General features: G+C 28.3%; 18 protein-coding genes. 8 read left to right on the plus strand and 10 right to left on the minus strand.

What is annotated here, in order from left to right; translation table 4 throughout:
• Positions 1 to 183: 183 nt before the first annotated feature.
• Genes ACNF36_RS01720 through ACNF36_RS01735 form a run of 4 tightly spaced genes read right to left on the minus strand, consistent with a single transcriptional unit; the run spans position 184 to position 5,779 of the window.
• Positions 184 to 975 carry a Nif3-like dinuclear metal center hexameric protein gene (locus tag ACNF36_RS01720; protein WP_323177506.1) on the minus strand — a complete coding sequence of 264 codons (792 nt, stop codon included), beginning with the start codon at positions 973 to 975 and terminating at the stop codon, positions 184 to 186.
• 36 nt (positions 976 to 1,011) lie between these two features.
• Complete coding sequence (locus ACNF36_RS01725; protein WP_257089700.1) at positions 1,012 to 2,502, minus strand: RNA polymerase sigma factor; 1,491 nt, start codon at positions 2,500 to 2,502, stop codon at positions 1,012 to 1,014.
• Positions 2,503 to 2,505: 3 nt separating this feature from the next.
• Complete coding sequence (dnaG, locus tag ACNF36_RS01730) at positions 2,506 to 4,377, minus strand: DNA primase (RefSeq protein ID WP_418303518.1); 1,872 nt, start codon at positions 4,375 to 4,377, stop codon at positions 2,506 to 2,508.
• Positions 4,378 to 4,408: 31 nt separating this feature from the next.
• Positions 4,409 to 5,779: a glycine--tRNA ligase gene (locus ACNF36_RS01735; RefSeq protein ID WP_418303519.1), complete on the minus strand. Its 1,371-nt coding sequence runs from the start codon at positions 5,777 to 5,779 to the stop codon at positions 4,409 to 4,411.
• A gap of 361 nt (positions 5,780 to 6,140) precedes the next feature.
• Between ACNF36_RS01735 and ACNF36_RS01740 the strand changes: the two genes are divergently transcribed.
• The 5 genes from ACNF36_RS01740 to ACNF36_RS01760 all read left to right on the plus strand — a co-directional run bounded on the left by ACNF36_RS01740 (position 6,141) and on the right by ACNF36_RS01760 (position 13,150).
• Entirely contained in the window at positions 6,141 to 7,379 is a 1,239-nt protein-coding gene (locus tag ACNF36_RS01740) for an MAG3090 family protein (protein ID WP_418303520.1), read from the plus strand.
• Positions 7,380 to 7,476: 97 nt separating this feature from the next.
• A complete protein-coding gene (locus tag ACNF36_RS01745) occupies positions 7,477 to 8,487 on the plus strand; it encodes a glycosyltransferase (protein WP_418303521.1) in 1,011 nt (336 codons plus the stop codon).
• 165 nt (positions 8,488 to 8,652) lie between these two features.
• Complete coding sequence (locus ACNF36_RS01750; protein ID WP_418303522.1) at positions 8,653 to 9,288, plus strand: RDD family protein; 636 nt, start codon at positions 8,653 to 8,655, stop codon at positions 9,286 to 9,288.
• Positions 9,279 to 11,486: an ATP-dependent helicase gene (locus ACNF36_RS01755; protein WP_418303523.1), complete on the plus strand. Its 2,208-nt coding sequence runs from the start codon at positions 9,279 to 9,281 to the stop codon at positions 11,484 to 11,486. The genes ACNF36_RS01750 and ACNF36_RS01755 overlap by 10 nt, the downstream gene beginning before the upstream one ends.
• Positions 11,486 to 13,150: an MHO_4530 family protein gene (locus tag ACNF36_RS01760; RefSeq protein WP_418303524.1), complete on the plus strand. Its 1,665-nt coding sequence runs from the start codon at positions 11,486 to 11,488 to the stop codon at positions 13,148 to 13,150. The genes ACNF36_RS01755 and ACNF36_RS01760 overlap by 1 nt, the downstream gene beginning before the upstream one ends.
• A gap of 58 nt (positions 13,151 to 13,208) precedes the next feature.
• On the opposite strand, the gene ACNF36_RS01765 is transcribed toward ACNF36_RS01760, so the two are convergent.
• From ACNF36_RS01765 to efp, 5 genes are read right to left on the minus strand one after another with little or no spacing between them, the layout of a single operon-like run.
• Entirely contained in the window at positions 13,209 to 14,228 is a 1,020-nt protein-coding gene (locus tag ACNF36_RS01765) for a nicotinate phosphoribosyltransferase (RefSeq protein WP_418303525.1), read from the minus strand.
• Between the two features lie 51 nt (positions 14,229 to 14,279).
• Positions 14,280 to 15,266, minus strand: coding sequence for an MAGa3780 family membrane protein (locus tag ACNF36_RS01770; RefSeq protein ID WP_418303526.1), 987 nt, complete (start codon positions 15,264 to 15,266; stop codon positions 14,280 to 14,282).
• 15 nt (positions 15,267 to 15,281) lie between these two features.
• Entirely contained in the window at positions 15,282 to 15,626 is a 345-nt protein-coding gene (locus ACNF36_RS01775) for a hypothetical protein (RefSeq protein WP_323680203.1), read from the minus strand.
• Positions 15,626 to 15,934: an MMB_0454 family protein gene (locus ACNF36_RS01780; RefSeq protein ID WP_257089681.1), complete on the minus strand. Its 309-nt coding sequence runs from the start codon at positions 15,932 to 15,934 to the stop codon at positions 15,626 to 15,628. Before ACNF36_RS01780 ends, ACNF36_RS01775 begins: the two co-directional genes overlap by 1 nt.
• Positions 15,934 to 16,497: an elongation factor P gene (gene efp / locus ACNF36_RS01785; protein ID WP_257089679.1), complete on the minus strand. Its 564-nt coding sequence runs from the start codon at positions 16,495 to 16,497 to the stop codon at positions 15,934 to 15,936. The genes ACNF36_RS01780 and efp overlap by 1 nt, the downstream gene beginning before the upstream one ends.
• Positions 16,498 to 16,775: 278 nt before the next feature.
• On the opposite strand from efp, the gene rpsF reads away from it, so the two are divergent.
• Genes rpsF through rpsR form a run of 3 tightly spaced genes read left to right on the plus strand, consistent with a single transcriptional unit; the run spans position 16,776 to position 18,029 of the window.
• Complete coding sequence (gene rpsF, locus ACNF36_RS01790) at positions 16,776 to 17,183, plus strand: 30S ribosomal protein S6 (protein WP_323176425.1); 408 nt, start codon at positions 16,776 to 16,778, stop codon at positions 17,181 to 17,183.
• Positions 17,184 to 17,221: 38 nt separating this feature from the next.
• On the plus strand, positions 17,222 to 17,755 hold the full coding sequence (locus ACNF36_RS01795; RefSeq protein WP_323176426.1) for a single-stranded DNA-binding protein: 534 nt from the start codon (positions 17,222 to 17,224) through the stop codon (positions 17,753 to 17,755).
• Positions 17,756 to 17,765: 10 nt separating this feature from the next.
• Positions 17,766 to 18,029, plus strand: a complete 264-nt coding sequence (gene rpsR, locus ACNF36_RS01800; RefSeq protein ID WP_257089673.1) for a 30S ribosomal protein S18 — start codon at positions 17,766 to 17,768, stop codon at positions 18,027 to 18,029.
• An 82-nt stretch (positions 18,030 to 18,111) separates the two neighbouring features.
• Here the strand turns inward: rpsR and ACNF36_RS01805 are convergent, their stop codons facing one another.
• Positions 18,112 to 18,969 (minus strand): hypothetical protein, encoded by an 858-nt coding sequence (locus ACNF36_RS01805; protein ID WP_418303527.1) that lies wholly within the window; start codon positions 18,967 to 18,969, stop codon positions 18,112 to 18,114.
• Positions 18,970 to 19,131 lie beyond the last annotated feature (162 nt).

The raw sequence follows: 19,131 nt of genomic DNA on the forward strand, positions 1-19,131 counted from the left end.
TCATAACACCCTTTTAGTTAATTAATAAAATAAATTTTATTAATTATACATTTTTATTTTTTTAAAGATTACACTTTGTTGTTTAGTTTATAGTAATAAAAGTTTAAAGTTGCAAAACTTTTAAAGCTTGCACACTATTATAAAAATAAAAATAACTGCCTTGTAGCAGTTAAATTTAGTCAATTACATATTGTGATATGGTACATTAGTTTTAACAAAAATGAATTTATGATTTGGAAGCATTTCTTGAAGTTGTTCATACATATCAAGCGCAAATACTTCTTCATCTAAGTGTGGAACTTCTAAAATGTTTGTGTTTGTTTGATCAAATACGATTCAGTCACTTCATCTAAAGTCACTTGAAATGATTAAGTCACATTTTGTAGCTAAATCATTAATTTGTCCAATGTATCCACTTCCACTTAAGATTGCAACTGTTTTGAATTTTTTATCGTAGTTTTCAGGAGCAACATTAGTTCTAAATGAGTGCAATCCTAATCTTTTTTCTAATAATTCTTTAATTTGGTTTAATGATAAATTAGCATCAACAACTGATGAGAATTTTTGTGTTAATTCTTCATTTTGTTTTGCTTCTATACCCATATATCTTGCAATTTGGTATGAAGTACCTTTTGGATCACAGTCGTAATTTGTATGCATTGAGAATGCTGTAATTTGGTGTTTTCTAAGTAAATTTAAGATTTCTCTTTTGTATGGTGCTTTGTAATCTTCATCAATTCATCTTCTTTCGAATTTGAATGGGTGGTGTGTTAAGATAACGTTGCAATCATTATCAATTGCTTCTTGAAGCACTTCTTTTGTAAGGTCGATTGCTAAAACTGCACCTTTGAATTTTTTAGCTTGAACTGTTTTAACTGAGTACCCTGATGGATCTCAAATTTCTTTGTTTTCTAATGGGTACATTTTGTTTAATAATTCAATAAAATCTTTAATTTTTAAACTTTTTTCTCTCATAATATCAATTTTCCTAATTTTGTTTAATTGTTGTTTTTAGTTTCTAATAAAGTCTTTTAAGTTTTTACCGTGTTTTGGATCTGATTTAAGTTTACGTAAGATTTTATTTTCAATTTGTCTTACACGTTCTTTAGAAACTCCTCCACGGTCTAGTGCTAATTCTTCTAATGAGTGCACTCTGTATTTATTTCCATTTTCATCAACACCAATACCAAAACGTTTACAAATAAGTTTTTTATCTTCTGGATCAAGGTTGTTAACCATATCTAATAAGATTTCTTCTAATTCTTCTTGTGAAGCATAATCAACCGGTGAAACAATGTTGTCATCTTTAACAAAGTCACTGAATGATGAATCGTTTTCTTTACCGACTTGTTTATCTAATGAAATAGGGTCGATATTAATTTTTCTAATGTATCTAACTTTAGCAGCATCATATCCATTTTGGTATCTTTCTGCAATTTCCTCATCAGATGGTTCTCTTCCTAATTCTTGTTGTAATTCACGTTCAATTTTTGAAATTTTATTAATTGTTTCAACCATATGAACAGGCACACGGATTGTTCTAGCTTGGTCAGCTACAGCTCTTGTGATAGCTTGTCTAATTCATCAAGTAGCATATGTTGAGAATTTAAACCCTTTATTAACGTCATATTTTTGAACAGCTTTTAAGATACCTGAGTTACCTTCAGAAATTAAGTCAATAAATGTAAGCCCTCTGTTTTTGTATTTTTTAGCATTGTTAATAACTAAACGTAAGTTTCTTTGGATAAGTTTATCTCTTGCTCTTTTTCCTCTGAAACCACCTTTTTCCATTAATTTAGCTAAGTGTTTTTCTTCTTCTAAAGTTAATAATTCTCCATATTTACCGATTCAACGCATATATCATTTAACAATGTCATTTGTTTCAGTAAGTTTGTTTGATAAGTTATATTTAATTTTTGTATCGTCAGCTAATTCAATTGGTTCATCGTAAGTTTCAAAAACTAAATCCATATCATCAAAACCTGAATCAATTCCTGCATCATCAAAGAATTCATCGCTTAATCTATGAACTTCAGTTTCTTTTTCTTCGTCTTCCTCTTCTTCTTCATCAGCTTCTATTTCTTCATCTGGAATTGTGTAGTAATCTTCGTTTTCGTCATCTTCATAATACTCATCATCATCCATGTCATCAGAATCAAAGCCACCGTCAAAGTCAGGTTCCTGATCATCGAGGTCAGTTAATTTTTCGAAGTCATAGTCATCTAGACTTTTTTCTTTTGTTTTCTTAGATTTTTTTGATTTTGCAGGTGCTACATCTTCAAAATCAGCTTCTGTATAGTCATCATTGTCACCAAAGTCGACATCATCAATAATAATATTGTTATCTTTTAATTCTGACATAAAATCATCAATAGTGTCTTCATCAATAGATAAACCTTTTGAGCTTAAGATATCAAAGACTTCTTCTTGAGTTAAGTAATCTTTGTGGTGCTTTTTAAGCTCTCTTTTCATATAATTAATAATCTCTTCAAATTTATACATAAATTATCTTCCTCTCTTCTTATCAGGTTTATTTGAGTTAAGTTTTTTCAAGTTATTTATTGTGTCAACAAGATATGGTGGCAATGCATCACCCTTAGGTAAATCTGCGATTGTTTGTTGTATAAATGGTTCTTGTTCTACTATATATGAATTAAACGAAAGCATACTTGTCTCTGTAAAGAAAGTTGTTTCTTCATATAACTCGTGTAAATAATTTTCAATAATTTCTGAATTAACTTCAGCTTCAGTCATTCCACAATTTTTAAGTAAATATTGTTTGAATATGTCTAAATAATTTTCATTTAAATATTGTGTAGTGTTTTTCATGACTTCTTTGTATAGTTTGCCAATTTGAGTTGGGTAGCTAAAAACAGCACCAATATGTTCAGTTTGTTTTAAGATATCCAAAATATGAGGGTTCATCATAGCTTGAGTTAAGATTTTCAATCTATTTTGAATACCTAAAGTAGTAAGCTTGCTGTAAAAATCTTTTTCATCAAACCTAACATTGTTAAGTGCTTGAACAAACCCATCATATGGATCAATAGGTGCATAGGGCTCATTTGCAACAAATTCATCATACTTGACTTGTTCTTGGATTTGTCTTTTAGGAACAATTTTTAGTTCGTAATTAAATTCTCTTTGTAATTGTGATTTTAAATATTGTTGTTCTTTTTCACTAAATAAATCAAGGTATTTATTAAGTTCAATGATAAATAAGTTAAAGTGATTAAAATCATAATTATCACTGCTGATTTGATGTTTGATTTTTAAACGATTGTAAAGAAAGTCAATAGCAGATATTTGTGAATTGTTAATCAAGTCAACTAAAGTTTGTGCACCATATTCATTTAAAATTTCGTCAGGGTCTTTTGAATAAGTGTTATTAATAATAGAAACATGAAAATTGTGTTCTAATAATCTACTTAAACTTCTAAATGTTGCTTCAATTCCTGCTTTATCATTATCAAGGAACATTAAAACTTTTGTGTTTTTGATAAGTGATAAATGTTCTTTAGTAAGAGCAGTCCCCATAATTGCAACTACGTTTTCAATTCCTGCTTTATAACAAGCAATAACATCCATATAACCTTCAACAATTACAACTTGTTTTTTAGTTCTAATTGAATCTTTAGCATTATGGTAGTTATATAAAATTCTCGATTTGTTAAATGCAACAGTTTCTGGAGAGTTAATATATTTAGGTGAATTAGGATCATTGTTATTTAGTTTTCTTCCACTAAATCCGACAATGTGTCCGTGTTCATTAGCAATACCAAAAGTTACTCTATCCCAGAATAACTCGTGCATATCTGCATTAACTAATCCTGCTTGTTGCATTTGATGTGTTGAATAATTTAAATTAGTTAAATAATTAACCAAAACATTTTTAGGTGCATAACCAATGTTGAATTTTTCTCTAATTTGATTGTCAATTTTACGTTTAGCTAAATATTCTTTAGCAGCTTGATTGGTTAAATATTGAACTTTGTAAAATGAGTTAACAATATCTAAAACATCAGTTATTTCAATTACTTCTTGAGAATAATTTGATGTTTCAGTTTGCTTATATTGTTCAAAATCAAGTTCAATATTTGCTCTTTTAGCTAAATATTCTAATGTGTCTACATAAGAAATGCTTTTGTATCTTTTAACAAACTCAATTACGTCACCAGCAGTTTCACAAACAAAGCATTTGAAAATTTGCTTAGCTTGAACAACACTTAAACTAGGTTTAGTATCTTGGTGAAAAGGGCATAGTCCAACATAACTATTTCCCTTTTTATGTAATTGAATAAATTCAGAAATAACATCAACAATATCATTTGCATGCTTAATTTGATTTGTTATTTCAGAAGTTAATCTTGCTGACATTATTTCCTCCTTTGAATTAATTTAGTTAGTTTTATTTTTGAATAAATGAAATTACTTGGTCAATTGATACTCTGACTTGTTCCATAGTATCTCTGTTTCTTAAAGTAACTGCATTATCCTCTAATGTGTCATAGTCAATTGTTAAACATCAAGGTGTTCCGATTGCGTCTTGACGACGATATCTTTTTCCAATTGAACCAGCTTCATCATAAGTTACTGAAATTCCAGCAGCAACTAAATTGTTGAAAATTTCTTTTGATTTTTCATTTAACTTTTTAACAAGCGGCATAACAGCAACTTTGTAAGGTGTAATTTCATAAGGGAAACGTAAAACAATTCTTGAATCATTATTTTCTAATTCTTCTACATCATAAGCACTCGTAATTACAGCTAACATTAAACGATCTAATCCGATGCTTGGTTCAATAACATATGGAATAACTTTTGTATTAGTTTCAGGATCTAAGTAATCAAGTGATTCTCCTGTTGCATTCATATGTGACTTAAGATCGTAATCAGTTCTGTTAGCAACCCCAAGTAATTCACCTCAACCAAAAGCAAAATTAAATTCAATATCACTTGTTCCTGCCGAATAGTGAGCTAACTCTTCTGGATCATGAGCTCTAACTCTGATTAAGTCTTTTGAAATTCCTAATTGTTGCACAAAGTTATAAGCTTTGTTTACATAGTAGTCAAATCATTGTTGTGCTTCTTCAGGTTTTGTGAAGAATTCAAGTTCCATTTGTTCAAATTCCCTTGTTCTGAAAATGAAGTTTCCTGGCGTAACTTCATTTCTAAAGCTTTTTCCAACTTGTGCTACTCCAAATGGTAATTTAGCTCTCATTGTTCTTTGAACGTTTTTGAAGTTAATAAAAATACCTTGTGCTGTTTCAGGTCTTAAGTAAACTTTTGATTTAGCACCCTCAACAACTCCTTGAGAAGTTTCGAACATTAAGTTAAATTTCTTAATGTCTGATCAATCTGTTTTATCTCCTTCATATTCTTTGATGTGCTTTCTTACAAAAACAACCATTTCATCAAAGCTCATTTTTTCAGGAATTAAATCAGGATTTACTTCTTGAATTAATTTGTCTGCTCTATATCTTTTTCCATTAACTTTGTTTTCGATTAGAGGGTCAGAGAAGTTAGAAACGTGACCACTTGTTACTCAAACTTGTGGGTTCATTAAAATTTTTGAGTCAATTAAGTAGTTGTTAGTTTCTTTGATAACAAATTCACGTTTTCAAGCTTGCTCAATGTTATCTTTTAAAAGTGAACCAAGCGGTCCATAATCTCAAGTATTTGACAGTCCTCCATAAATTTCACTTCCTTGAAAAACAAATCCAGAGTTCTTCAAGTGATTAACAATATCATTCATTTTATTTTCTCTATTATTTAACATAATTGTAATTTTATCACTAAACGCTTAATAAAAAATTTATTTTTTATTATCATAATTTGATGAAATTCAAAGAAAAAAGCAAAAATTTTTGAATTTTGTTACACATTTGATTTTTACACTTTGGTATTAATTTCAAAATATGTTTATCCCTTACACACTATGGAAAACATCAAAAAAAATAGCTATTTTTTCTTAATTTTTGCGAAAAAAAAGCAAAAAAATACCGTTTTTCCCTAAATTATAGGGATAGAAGTAGACAAATATATCATCATTATTTATAAAAAGCATTTATAATTAAGAGGAACGAAAGTTTATTTTATATAACGTTATACAAAATTACTTATTTAAACAAAGGAGATATATGAAACGTTTACAATGTTTATATAGACCTAACAAGGATAAAAACTACCCTTGAGCTCTTAAACACCCAAAAGTTGAAAGTCCTTTAGCTCTATTCAAAACTCGTAAAGACGCTATGACCTGATTCTTATCATTAGGTTACGAGTGTGCAACTTGATTCCAAACAGATAAAAAAATCTGAGGGGGAATCGTTATCGAATTTAATGATGAAGATTCAAAAGGAAATATCATTCCTGAATTCGAACTTAACGTTGATAAATTCGACGGTGGTTTAGATTACGAAGAAACAGTAGAAGAATTAGCTATTGATCCAAAATCAATGAAACGTGATGACAAAGCAGCTAAAAGAAACTTCAAAGAAGTAGTTGATTTCAAAATCATTAAAGATCACGAAACATACTTCCCAGCTGATGATGATTACGTTTACGAAAGAAAAAAATCTGCTAAAGACTTAGAAATTGAAAAATTACAAAATGAATTAAGCAAAAAAGAACAATTAGAAAAAGAAGTTAACGAACTTCAAGAAAAATTAGCTAACTCAGTTACAAAAGAAGTTTTAGTTGAAAAATTTGTAGAAAAAGAAGTTGAAGTTTTACCAGTGTGTGAAGATAAAATTACAGAATATGCATACATTAGAGACTTAATGATTTCTGAACAAATCAAAGTATTAGCAATCTACGCTAGAAAACTTCGTTTAACAGCTGCTTCATTACCAGAAACATTAACATCAATAGAAGACATCAAACGTATTGAAACAAACTTTGAAAATGTTTTAAAAGCTGCTAAAGCTCTTAAAAAAGATGTTAAAGGAAATGAAGAATACAAAGAATTATTAGCTGCTATTGTTGCTACTATTTCTAAAGCAATGCAAGAATTTGCTGACAAAGTTAAAGGAAGCGAAGAAATCGAATTTAATGCTGAAACTGAAGTTTACTCAGTATGTGAATTAGTTGGAAACATTACTTTAGCACAAAAAACTTCATACGTATTATTCAACAACTTACACGTTGGATTTGTTAAAAAAGACAGCTACGACTACTCAATCTTCTTAGGTGAAGAAGCTCAAAGACAACACTTCTTAGTATTTGAATCTGTATTATCAGATGGTGTTGTTTCAGGTGAAGGTCAAGTTGTTACAACACGTTCAAGAGCTAGTCTTTTAGCAATTTTCTTAATTGTTTTAGGATACTCAATCTTAATCGTGTTAACAATCTTATTAGGATTAGGATACATCATTTAGTTTTAATCCAATGCGCAAGGCTTAAACGCCTTGTTTTTTTATTCTCTGAATGTGTTAAAATTTATATAAATATAAATTTAAGACAAGAAGGTGTAAGATGAGACTATCATTAATTTCATTAAAAAATAACTCAGTTGAAAAAGTAAGAGAATACTTAGAAAGATTAAAAGATCAAAGTGCACAAAACTTTGAAGTTATTCTTTGTTTAACTGAAAACTCAAAAGCAATTTTCAAAGTTGCTAAAGATTACTACCAATTTTTCGGTAACAGACTTATTATGATTTTCAACACAAAAAGCACTTCATATCAACACAATTTAATTAGTGCATTTAGAGTTGCAAAAGGTGAATTTATTACTGTTTTAAATGCAGATTCAACATTTAGAGATAGTTATGTTGAAAACATTTTAGAACAAGCACAACGTTGAAATGTTGATGTTTTAGAATTCAAACCAAAACTAATCGGTTCAGTTAGATTCAAACCAAAAGAAAGAGCTGAAATGAGCCAAATGTTTGATTTAACTAAAAATTCATTACCATTAGCGTATAGTTTCCCTTTCATCTTCAACAAAGTTTTCAAGAAATCATTAATTAAAAAATTCATTAAATATAGACCTCAAATTTCAAACGATTCAATTATGTGTATTGAAGTTACATACAGTCTTTTGATGAACGCTAAAAAATATAAATACCTTGACTATAAGGTTAAAAGAGATTTTATTTCATCAGACATTTGATTGAACACACAAAATTATGTTAAATCATTTGACATAATTAAACAAATAGCAAAGAATCAGAATTTAAAAATTAATGAAGAATTAGAATACGCAAAATACTACTTCTTAAAATTACTTCTTTCAGGTTTCTTAAAAGCAAACTACTTCTTCTATAAATTATTCAATGTTCAAGATGATGAAGTTAGCGAAAAACGTAGTTCATTCCTAAACGATAAGCACGCTGAAATAATTAAGAAAATCGAAGATACACCAGATTTTAAAACATTTTTAACAACCAACTATTATGTTCTACTTGATAATGATGAAACTAAATTACTAAAAACTAAATTTTCTAAATTAAAGGCAGATAAATTATTAAAAGGACTTGAATAATTAACTTTCCATATGAGTTTTCTCATATGGTTTTTTAATGCAAAAAGTCAAAAATGCACCATAAAATTACTAAAAATTTTATTTATCAATAGATGTGCTAAAATTTATATATATTAAAAATATATATAAAGGAGAATTTACAATTCAAATTGTAATCAAGTACAAATGTATAAAAATGCATCTTTTTTTAAGAGGTTTTTTTCAAATGTCTTCGACAACTTTTTGTTTATAGCATTTTCTACAGTTATCTTCTTGATAATGCTTGATCACGCTAATCAAACATTAAATCACAGAATTGTTTCTGTTGTCTTAGTTTGCGTTTGAATGAATGTTTATTTCTTGATTTTACCTTTATTACTAAAAGGTAAAACACTTGGGATGAAACTATTTAAACTCAAGCTCATAGATACAAATTCAAAGCAGTTTAGTTATAAACTCATTTTCAAAAGAAACATAATAGGAATATTTATGTTGCAAGTTATCTTCTTACTCACAATTATTCCGATGTGCCTTCAAAAAGAAATGACAATCAAGGAATTTGAAAAAACAAATGAATTTAATTCATCCAGTGCATTTATATCTGCACTAATGACTGCATGATTAGCAATTCACACAATAGGTTACACAATGTTAATTTTTTACAAGAAAAAACTAACATTACTTGACTTAATGTTTAATACAAGAATTGTCGAAGATAAGGAAATACAACAAGTGCTTGAAGAAGAAATTGTGCTTTTACCTTTCTATAATAAAGGACGTAAATATCGTTACGTTAATAAGGAGGAGAATTTATGGGATTAATTAAACCTGATTTATTAAGTGACTTAAACGAACAGCAACGTGAAGCTGTTGAATATTTTGACTCACCTTTAAGAATTATCGCAGGTGCTGGTTCAGGTAAAACTAGAGTTCTTACAAGAAAAATAGCTTACTTAATTAATGACTTAGGTGTAAGCTACAAAAACATTTTAGCTTTAACATTTACAAATAAAGCTGCAAATGAAATGAAAGAACGTGTTTTACAATATTGTTCAAAATCAGTTGATAGCGATCAACTTAAAATCTCAACATTCCACTCATTTTGTGCAAAATTATTAAGAAGAAAAAGTAAATTAATTGGATTTAGAGAAAACTTTATTATCGTAGATGACCCTGACAAAATCCAAATACTTCAAGGTATTTATGAAAAAAGAGGAATCACATCTCACGATATTAGTTATAAAACAATGATTGAGTACATTTCTTGAGCTAAAAACTTCCAAATTCAATCAGGACCTGAATTAGCAAAAATGCTAAACAAGTCACCTCAACACATCCTTGCAGTTGTATATCAAGATTACTTAAACGAATTAACTTCAAAAGGTGCTGTTGACTTTGATGACTTAATCATCTTTACAAAACTTTTATTCGATACACACCCTGAAGTAGTTGAAGAACTTAAGAAATTATTTGAATATATGCTTGTTGATGAATTTCAAGATACATCAAAACTTCAATATGAAGTTATTAAACAAATCATTGGTTCAAATACACACTTTACAATTGTTGGAGACCCTGACCAAACAATCTACAACTGACGTGGTGCTGATGTTAACTTAATCTTAGACTTTGATAAAGATTTTGAAAATGTTAAAACAATCGTGCTTGATACAAATTACAGATCAAGTAAGAAAATCTTAGATGCAGCTAACAATCTTATTATTCATAACTCAAACCGTGTTCATAAAAATTTAATTACAGAAAACGAAGAAGGTTTAGAAATTGAGTACTACCACGGATTCAATTCAGAAGCTGAAGCTAGATGAGTAGTTCAAAAAATTAATGAACTTAAGAAACAAAAACAACAATTAAAATCAATTGCAATCTTATATCGTGCAAACTACTTATCAAGACCAATTGAAGATGCACTTATTGCAGAAAACATTAACTACAAAATCTTTAATGGAATTAAATTCTTCCAACGTGCTGAAGTTAAAGATGCACTTGCATTCTTGAAAGTTTTAGCAAACCCCAATGATGATATTTCATTCGAACGTGTTATTAATGTTCCTAATAGAGGAATCGGTCCTGCTACTCTTAAAAAACTTAAAGACTACGCAGAAAACATTCACGATAGTTTATTCAACATAATGATTAGAGATATTAAAATTCTACCTATCTCAAAAGAATTAATTGTTAAATCAATCTTCCCATTCTTATCAACTATTCGTAAATACCAAAAAGCTTTATTAACAAATAAAATAAGCTTAACTTTGAATAAATTCCTTGAAGAAATCAAATACTATGAACACATCGAAATGAATAAAAACCTTAGAGGGTCAGCTATTGATAACGTTAAGGAATTAATTAACTCAATTCAAAACTGAGAAAGCAACAATCCAGATAAGTCTGCTATTGACTACTTAAACGAAGTTGGATTAACATCAATTGAAGATGAATATGATAACCTTTCTAACTACGTTTCACTTATGACGATTCACTCTGCTAAAGGATTAGAATTTGATAACGTTTTTGTTATCGGTATGTCTGAAGGAGTTTTCCCTAACAAGCGTGCTTTAGATAGAGAGAAAAATAAAAAACAATCATCATCTCCATTAATTGATAAATACAACGACACATTAGAAGATGAAAGACGTTTAGCTTATGTTGCAGTAACCAGAGCAAAACAACGTTTATTCCTAAGTGACTCACGTGGAAAACTTATTTCATCTGATATTGATAAGAAACCTTCGAGATTTATTGGAGAAATGGGAGTTGATATTTCAGACTTTATTATCAACTACCACGGAAGAAAATTTGATGATCCTACATTCTCACCTGATGATGAAACACCTACAAACAACAACGTTGTAGTTGGTGACATTATTTCTCACGTTATGTTCGGTGAAGGTGAAGTTGTTGAAGTTAAAGGAACAGAAATTGTTATCGACTTCATTAAAGATAGAAAAATAAGAACCCTTAATAAAAATCACCCTTCAATCAAAGTAATCACAAGATAATGAATTTAACAGCTATTATTGCAATTTCAATAATCTCATTAATATTACTCTTTGTATTATTAATGGGATTTTGATTAATTATTTACTTATATTACATAAGATCAACAGCTGGAATAATTTTGTTTGAAATTGATTCAGTTAATAAAAAAGTTCTTAGATTTTCAAAAAGAAATCAAGCATTATCAACTTTATTTGATGCTAAAAAATTAGGTTTCAGAACATTTAATTTCATTACATTACAAACCTTTTTTAGCTTCCTAGATGAAGGAAGTAGAAAAAAACTAAATGAATTCTTTGACTTAGTTAGTGATTCAGTTAAAACTTCTTTTGAAATTAAACTGAATCCAGAATTTAACACATCAAACCTTACGTTATTTGAAAAAATAGCTTACTTGCTTGATAAATCAAATAAAAGACTTAATTCATCATATATTCTTAAAATCAAACCTATTGAAAATAAAAAATTCATTTGTACAATTAAGTGAGAAAAAAATCAACTTAAATACAAATTTAATCATCATAATTCAGAGCAATCATTAAAAGAATTCGAACAAAAAAACTTCAAAAACAACAAACATTCTGTTTTAGCTTTTGCATTTAAACCTTACTTTATAAACAAAGAATTTGACAGCATCCAAATTAAATCAATTTTTGATAACTTAAACATTTCAATATCAAAAACACCTTTCTATATTATTGATGGAATTCTGTTTATTGTTAAGAATAAATTGTCAAAATTTGGACACAAAAAGTATCTTAAAATGATTAATGAAATTAATGATAATAGGATGATTAATAAATTCTTCTTATGTGCTTCATTAATTAACGAAAATAAACTAAATAATAAAGCTGATAAACTTAAATTAATCAATAAAGTCAAATTCTCATTATTTAATTTAACGATTAATCCTAAAGCAAAATCAACATATTCAAATATTCCTGCAACAATTTCTCAAGATCCTAAATTCACAGAATTTGTTAAGAGATTAAATGAATATGTGCAATGAAATAATACTTTAAGTTCTAAAAATGCAACAATTAAGAGCACAAACATCTTTGTTTATGAAACTAAAAAAGCTTCAAACATTGTAATCAACTCATTGCAAAAAATAACTAAAGACGACCAAGATAAATATTGAACTGACTTCTTTCGAAAAATACCACATTTAAATTACTTATATGAGAAAAAATGATACGACTTCATCACACAAAATACTGAAAAACTTGATGAAACCGGTAATGTTAAAAATATGCAGAGATTGATAAAAATATCTCAAGAGACATTTTTACAATCTAACTTCATTCTTGAAGAAAAGAAACCGATTTGTCTTATTTATGCATACAATAATACATTTGACACATATCATTTAAGACAAAAAATCAGTAACAACTACAAGAAAAAAATACCTACAGCTTTATACATTGACACCATTGATAAATCTCTTATCAATATCATCAACGATACAAAACTGCAAGCTATTGTAATTGGAGAAAAGATTTCAAAACAATTAAACAATACAAAGGTATTTTTAAACTGTTTTAATATTGTGAACTTAGCCACAAATAATAACATTAAGACTATTTATGAAGGTGCACCTGATTATTTAGACCCACTTACAATTAAAAAGGCTAATGTTAAAATTTCATATAAGAATGATATTTAAAATATCCTGATCAGGGATATTTTTTTGTATAAAAAAATCAGCTTTAAAAGCTGATAAATTATTTATCTGACTTGTAAACTATTAAATTAGGATTTTCTCTGTACCCTCTTCCTTCTTTAGCTTCAGGATTCCCATTTAAAATAGTTGCATCAGCTGAGAAAGAATTGTTAAGTTTGAAAATGCTTTGACCAACTCCATAATAGTCTACAGGAACATTTAATGATTCAAATAATTCTATTTTTTCTGCATTAAATCCGGATGAAACAACTATTTTATAGTTAGTTGCTCCAGCTTTATCTAATGCTTCACGTAATCTTTTAATTTGTTCCGGATTAACTCCATATTGCTTTTCTTCATCATTATCAAACATATGGTCAATCATATTCTTTGAAGTGTCGATTCTAACACCTCAAACAAGATTTCCGAGTTCATTTCAAACTTTAAGAGATTCACTAATAATATTATTATGATAGTCTACAAGAGCTATAAGTTTATTTTTAGGGAAAAGTTTATGATAAGCCTTAGTTGCAGCGACTGTGTCACCTGCGAAACCTTGAATTAAAACGTGAGGCATACTGCCAAAAACATTTTCATCATTAACTTCGTTTTGATCTTTTTGAGCTAATGTAGAAACAGCTTTAATTCCACCAACTCTAACTGCATAACCATCCATTTCTTGATTAATGTAGTGGTCTGCTCTGTCTCCCATAAAGATAACTTGTTTATCTTTTGCAGCTTGCACACAGTGGTAAGCGTTTGTAGCAATTGATGTATTTCTAGCTAAAATACCATCAATCATACCTTCTCAAATACCGAAATCTTGATAGTGTCCTTCTAATTGTAAAACAATATCTAAATTATTAATTTTTGAACCTTCAGGTAAGTATTTAATTGTGTATTTTGATGTGTCTGTTTGTTCTTCTAAAAGAGCAAGAACTTCATTAATTCCACATAAAATTGAGTTGTCTTTTCTTTGAAAAAATTGCATAACAATCTTATTGTTAGGTTTAAAAGTTTCTAAGATTTGTTTAGTTTTTTCAAAGTAAGATGCAATATAGGTTTTTTTATCTTTGTGCATTTTTACCACCTGTATAATAAAACAAACTACAGCAAATAGTTTGTTGTTAAATTATTTTTGCTTATTAAGTTTTTGTTCTTTTCTTAGTTGTTTTACTTTTTGTTTTTTAGCTTTGTATTCTTCTCTTTGTTTGTTTAATTGTAATTTTTTAAGTCTAATTGCTTCACGTACTTTTGGAGAAATAAAGTAAATTTTAGGAAGCGCTTTTTGACCTGGTTTTAGGATTCTGAGTACTTTTCTTAAGAAGAATCCTAAAGCAGGTGCTGAAAACATAGCAAAGAGTAAAAGCATAATGTCTAAAACTACAATAACCAATGTTGAATTACCTTTGTAGTTAAATGGATGTAAATATGAAACAACTGAATAAATAGCAACACCACGTTCTAATTCAGTTCCTCCAAATTGCATAAATTTGTACCCAAATGCATAAATTGCAAATGTGAAAAATAAGTAAGCAATTGGATAAATCATAAAACTTCAAATTGACGCATTTGAAATTCTGATACGTTTTCTTTCTCATCCAACAAGAGTTAAAAGTCCCAAGAATGGAGCAGCACCGTGCATAATTGATGTTTTAACTCATTCAAAAGTTTGTGAGTCACTCATTAGTGTTGGGTCAGTTGCTACACCACCTCAATAAACTGCGACTACAATAATAATGTAGACCATTGAAGCAAAGTAAAATCTTTGTGCTTTTTTAGATGTTCTATAAAAAGGATATAAGAACATTGTTACACCCATAAGCACATTAGACATAAATGTAAATCAGTAAGTTGATCCACCTCAGAAAAGTAAGGTCGCATTAGGGTAAATTAATTTTTGAAGTTTAGCACTATCAACATTAGATTCATCTAATGTCCCTTTAACTTCTAAGAATGCTTTTTCAACTGCAATGCTTCTGAAGTGTCATTCAAGTAAGGTTACAACTAAATAAGTAAGAATTAAAGTTAAACCTATTGAAAATGTAATTCAATCTTTTCAATCAAATAAATTAAATTTTGCTTTTAAAACTCTAAAAGACTTTTTCAATCCAATCACGACACCTCCTTCAAGTTAAATTATTTTAAATGCAGCTAGTAGAATAATACCTATAATAACTAGAACAAAACTAATTCCACCAAGAATAAATCATTTTGAATATTTATTCATTAAATATTTTTTCTTTAGTCTATTGAACACAAATCTATTTTCAGGTAAATATTGATCTGGAATTTTGTCTGTTTCTAATTCCTTTAGTAATTTGTTTAATTGTAAAAAATATTCAACAGTGTATTTGTTTTTTTTCTCATATGACTTGACGTTTTGTTTTTTATTTAATTCAGCACGAACTTCGTTAATAAAAACTCTTCTGTATATTGCATAAGAGTTTTTATTCAAATCTTTATAAGTTCTTCTCATTAATAAAAATCTAATAACACTACTTGAACGTTTTTAGGTTTCTTATCAATTAAAGATTTCACACCATTTTCAATTTGTGTGATTAATTCTTTAATTGTTGAATATGGTTCTTTATTTTTTTGGTTTTTAATTTTAATATCTACATAAATTTCAACGTTTGAATGTTTATCGTCAAAACTTAATCTAATTGAGTTTGAAGCTTTAATATTTTTGTATGAACTAAGCGCAATGTTTACAACGTCTAAAATTGCACTTTCTTGAACTATGTAATTTTGATTTGAATTGTAAGATACATTAATTCAATTCATTATTTATTTGCTTTTCCAACGTATTTTCCAGTTTCTGTTGAAACAGAAATAACGTCATTTTCTTTAATGAACATAGGTGTTTCTAATTCAAAACCAGTTTCCACAGTTACTTTTTTCTGAGGGTTTGTTGTTGTGTTACCTTTAACTGCATCAGGTGCTTCTGTAACTAATAAATCAACGTGAGCAGGTAATTCGATATCTAAAACTTCTGATTCAAATTTTCTAATTTGAACTTCTGAACCTTCTTTTAAGAAGTTTAATTCTCATTCAACTACTGTAACAGGAATTTCAACTTGTTCATATGTTTCATTATCCATTAAAATAATGTTTTCTCCATCTGAGTATAAGAAGTTCATTTTTCTTTTATCGATGTGAGCTGGTTTAACTTTATCTCCACCCGTGTATGATTTTATGGTTGTTGAACCTGTTCTTAAGTTTTTAACTTTAGCTTTAACGTTTGCTTGTCCACGTCCTTGTTTTGAGTGTTGAGCATCTAAAACTACAAAAATTTCACCTTCATCTTGGAAAGTAATACCTGGTTTAAATTCATTAACATTAATCATAAAATTCTCCTTAGTAAATTATTTGTTTAATTATATTAAATAATTAAAAAATTGCATTTAAATAGTTTAAAAATTCAAATTTTGCTTAATTTGACACGGAAAAACTAAAATTTACTAAATTAACCAGTGTGCTAGGTGTAAAAAATATTTTTAAAGGTGTGTAATAGTCTTAAAAGTTTTTGGTTAGATTTTGACACTCTTGTATAATATACAAGAGTATATAAAGATACTCCTTGGCTATAAGATTTTTAGCCCAGAAACGACCATAAGGAGAGAAAATGCAAAAATACGAAATTATGTCAATCGTTAGTCCAAAAGCAGACGTTCAAGTTTTAGTTGACTTATTAAACGAAGTTTTTGGAAAAGAAAACATTTCTAAAGTTGAAAAACTTGAAAGAAATGAATTAGCTTACGAAATCAACAAGTCAAAACACGGACAATACGTTTTAGCATTTGTTAATGCTAAAGGTTCAGACATTGCTGAATTTACACGTCGTTCAAATATTATTAAAGATATCTGAAGAGCTTTAGTAATTAATTTAGACACAGAAAAAGGTCTTAACGGAAAAGAATCTGTTAAAGAAACTAAAAAACCAGTACGTAGAACAAGAAAATCAGCTGCATCAGCAGAAGAAAAAGTTTCAAAACCTCGTACAAGAACAGTTAAAGCAAAAGCATCTGAATAATTAAATGCTTAAAAGTTTAGTTATTCACAGGGGGTATTATGTTTAATAAAATTACAATAGTAGGCCGTATAACATCAGATAATGCGATAGCACATACATCACAAGGTGTTCCATACGTACGTTTCACAGTGGCAGTTAATAGAAGAAACTTTTCAGCACAACAAAATGAAGTTACTGACTTTATCCCAGTTGTTGCTTGAAGATCAAATGCCGAGTTCATAGCGAGATATTTGAATAAAGGGTCTCTTGTTTTAGTTGAAGGGTCTTTACATTCAAATCAATATCACAGTAACCAAACAAACCAAATAGTAAGAACGTTAGATGTTACTGCAGATCAAATCGTCGCTCTAGAGTCAAAAAGTGTCAGAGAAGCTCGTGGTGGTTCTTTAAACGCAACTCCTTCTCCGGTGTCTGCGCCCCAAACGTATACTCCGACTTATAAAGCATCACAAAGTGATGTGAATCGTAATAAACCTGCGAATGCTACATTTGAAAATACTAATCCAAAAACCGGTGCTACTAAATTACATGATTTAGAAGATCTTTTCGCAGCACCTGAGGATTTAAATTAAGGAGATAAGAATGGCTTTTTACAAAAACAAAAAAGGTTTTATTAACAGAAGAAGATCATGTGAATTCTGTGATAACAAAATGACATATGTTGATTACAAAAACGTTGATTTATTACACAAATATGTAACGGCAACAGGACAAATTAAAGCTAAAGCTGCAACTGGAACATGTGCTAAACACCAAAGAAAAGTTGCTAATGCAATTAAAAGAGCACGTTTCATCGCTTTAATGCCTTACCACGTTGTTCGTCCACGTATTCAAAAATCAAACTAATTTATATACTATTACACCACTTGTGAAAACAGGTGGTTTTCTTTTACCAAAAACAAAAACACCACTCCTGTGGTGCTTCAGGTTAAATTGAATTAGATTTTCTCTTTATTTTTTTATTGCGTTTTTGTTCAATTTCATTAATGTAGTAATAGTAGATATCTTTATAAATTTCTTTATTGTCGTTTCCTACAAATTCTTCAATGTCATCAAAGTTATACAAGAAATAACCTATGTCTTCTGCATTCTTATAAATGCGTCACGTATTATTTATGTAAAAATACTTTTTCTTGGTTTTCTTTTTATTTTCAAAATTATTATCACTTGCATCTACATCTCATGATGGAATTATTTTTAACTTCTCTAAGTTAATATCAACTTTATTTTTTATTTTTAAATTGTTATCTTTTTTGAATAACTCACATTCATAAGTTCAATTTATATCTTTAAAATTATTGGTTATTTGTTTTAAAAAATCATTTCAATAACTAGAATATTTTATGAAAAAATAACGTTTTCTAGAGATACTGAAACAACTTCCAAATGGTATAGATGATACAACAAACCATACAAGAGGAAATGGAAAACCGATATCTGATTCCTCTTTTTTAAGAAAATTACTAGGAGGATAGATTCATGCAAAAAAGAATGATAAAGAGATTAGAAAATAAATTAAGCTAAAAAATGAAAGAATTGACAATGATGTTTCATATCTTTTGTATAAGGTTTTTAATGCTATAAAACCATCTAAATACTTTTTATTAATTGTTGCATTATTGCGATTTCAATATTTTAATTGCTTTCACCTGCAGTTCTCAACTTTGCTAAAATTTCTACCTATTGGTAAATAGAAACAGTAAAATATAATCAGAGAAGATAGAGTTAATAAAACCCCAATAACAATTCATAGAATAAAAATTGTTCAAACTCCTGTAGAATTCATTGTCATTAACCTTGATTAAAAATGTAATTTTCTTTTTTATTTACTGTTCTTCTATTATTCTTCATCAATACCTCTAATTCACTTTAAATTACTTATGTATTTAAATTATAAAACTAAAAAGCTTACTTTAATAAAATAATAAAAAATGAATACTATTATAGT

Origin of the sequence: Mycoplasma sp. 4463 (assembly GCF_048381515.1) — a bacterium.
Classification (GTDB): domain Bacteria; phylum Bacillota_I; class Bacilli_A; order Mycoplasmatales; family Metamycoplasmataceae; genus Mycoplasmopsis.